Consider the following 1723-nt stretch of genomic DNA (forward strand, 5'->3'; position numbering starts at 1 on the left):
GAGATGTATGTTGTAAATGACCAGCTAGATGGGTCAATTACAATATACCAGGTATTTCTATAAAATATGCTAAAGATATCATTACTGTTTTAAAATTAACACTAGACTCCGATGTATCTATTCAATTGCCATATCATCCACCAAAACAAATACAGATTTTTGATAAAGAACATCAAATCGTATTAATCAATCACTTACAAACTGAAATAAATCATAAGAATTTTGGCATATTGCTTTGTATTCATACTGGATTAAGAATCGGTGAGTTATGTGCTCTTAAATGGAAAGATATCAATTTTGCCGCCAAGTTACTATCAGTAGACAAAACAATGATACGAACATACACCAGAGAAGATGGTAGTAAACTACATATAACATCTCCTAAAACGAGATCCAGTATGCGCAATGTTCCATTGAATTCTTGGATTATGCAATATGCTACATTATTACAAGGCGAAGATGACCATTATATTCTTACGAATAAACCATCCTATATTGAACCCAATAAATACCGTTTATATTACAATAAAATGCTTAAAAATTTAGAACTTCCTCACTTAACATTCCATGCACTCAGACATACATTTGCGACAAGATGTATCGAATGTGGATGTGACTATAAATCACTGAGTGAATTGTTAGGCCACTCCAATGTATCAATTACAATGAACATCTACGTACATCCACAAATGGAATTAAAACGAAAATGTGTTGAATTGCTTTGTGACTACTACAAGTAAATGTATGTCCTTTGCTACTGATTCGAGCGGTGGTGAATACAAGCACAAACTTCTAGAAATTGAAATACCAAAACATCATCATAGTGAATCATTGATGGTTAAAGGATACCCTGAGTGGCCTGTACAAACAACAGATTGGTATGGCGTTATGATAGACTTTTCAACCAAAAACTATGTTGCTCCGAAGCAAGAAGTTCATGCTACATCTACATCAGCTTTCACATATACGGGTTGGGCGGGAGATAACGTACATCACAACAATGTTCAACCTTATATCGTTACTTATTTCTGGCGAAGAACGAAGTAATGTTTATGTATGTCCTTTACTTCTTCTGGAACTGGGGGCGAATACAAGCATCAATTAAATTATTACGAGATGCCAAACCACGTGCATGTCGAATATGCAATGGTTGAAGGTTACCCAGAATGGAACACTTTTACACCATCAGAATATTCAATGTTGTTTGGATGGCAAAGAGGTGATTACCGTGGCGATGTAACAACATATCATGCTGCTAGAACCCCTTTAAACACCGCCACTTCAGACGAAGGAGGAAGTCAAAGTCACAATAACATTCAGCCTTATATCGTAGTTTATTTCTGGCGAAGAACGAAGTAATCACTTGATTCTTTTCCAGAAGAATACTGTTGTATATGGTTGAATGACATTATGCGCTTCGTTATTGCCAACATATGAGCCATATCTATTTTTATCGTAATCATGAATAAATGGAATAAATGTTCCTGATCGATTATTGTCTCCTAAATATGTCATGTTATAGAACCCTGTATTACCACCTTGTGCGGTAATAACATCCCAATCGTGTGGTTTGTGAGCATGTGACGGCATTTCATTCAAAGATAACAAATGCTTATATTCTCCACCCACTTGATTGGCAGTAAAAGACATACCTTAACCAATTTGTATAAGTATGTCTTTTACGTCTAATTCTACTGGTGGAGAATACTACCATACATTATCA

At 35.3% G+C, this 1723-nt stretch carries 4 protein-coding genes; 3 read left to right on the forward strand and 1 reads right to left on the reverse strand.

The features are described 5' to 3' along the window. Positions 1-125 precede the first annotated feature (125 nt). From LJE08_RS13405 to LJE08_RS13415, 3 genes are read left to right on the forward strand one after another with little or no spacing between them, the layout of a single operon-like run. Entirely contained in the window at positions 126-740 is a 615-nt protein-coding gene (locus LJE08_RS13405; RefSeq protein WP_227403500.1) for a site-specific integrase, read from the forward strand. 4 nt (positions 741-744) lie between these two features. Then, positions 745-1047: a hypothetical protein gene (locus tag LJE08_RS13410; protein ID WP_227403501.1), complete on the forward strand. Its 303-nt coding sequence runs from the start codon at positions 745-747 to the stop codon at positions 1045-1047. Between the two features lie 9 nt (positions 1048-1056). Further along, positions 1057-1359 (forward strand): hypothetical protein, encoded by a 303-nt coding sequence (locus tag LJE08_RS13415; RefSeq protein ID WP_227403502.1) that lies wholly within the window; start codon positions 1057-1059, stop codon positions 1357-1359. Here LJE08_RS13415 and LJE08_RS13420 read toward each other — a convergent pair whose 3' ends face one another. Beyond that, positions 1360-1650 carry a hypothetical protein gene (locus LJE08_RS13420; protein ID WP_227403503.1) on the reverse strand — a complete coding sequence of 97 codons (291 nt, stop codon included), beginning with the start codon at positions 1648-1650 and terminating at the stop codon, positions 1360-1362. Between the last annotated feature and the right edge of the window lie 73 nt (positions 1651-1723).

Origin of the sequence: Holdemanella sp. DFI.5.55 (assembly GCF_020593575.1) — a bacterium.
GTDB lineage: Bacteria > Bacillota_I > Bacilli_A > Erysipelotrichales > Erysipelotrichaceae > Holdemanella > Holdemanella hominis.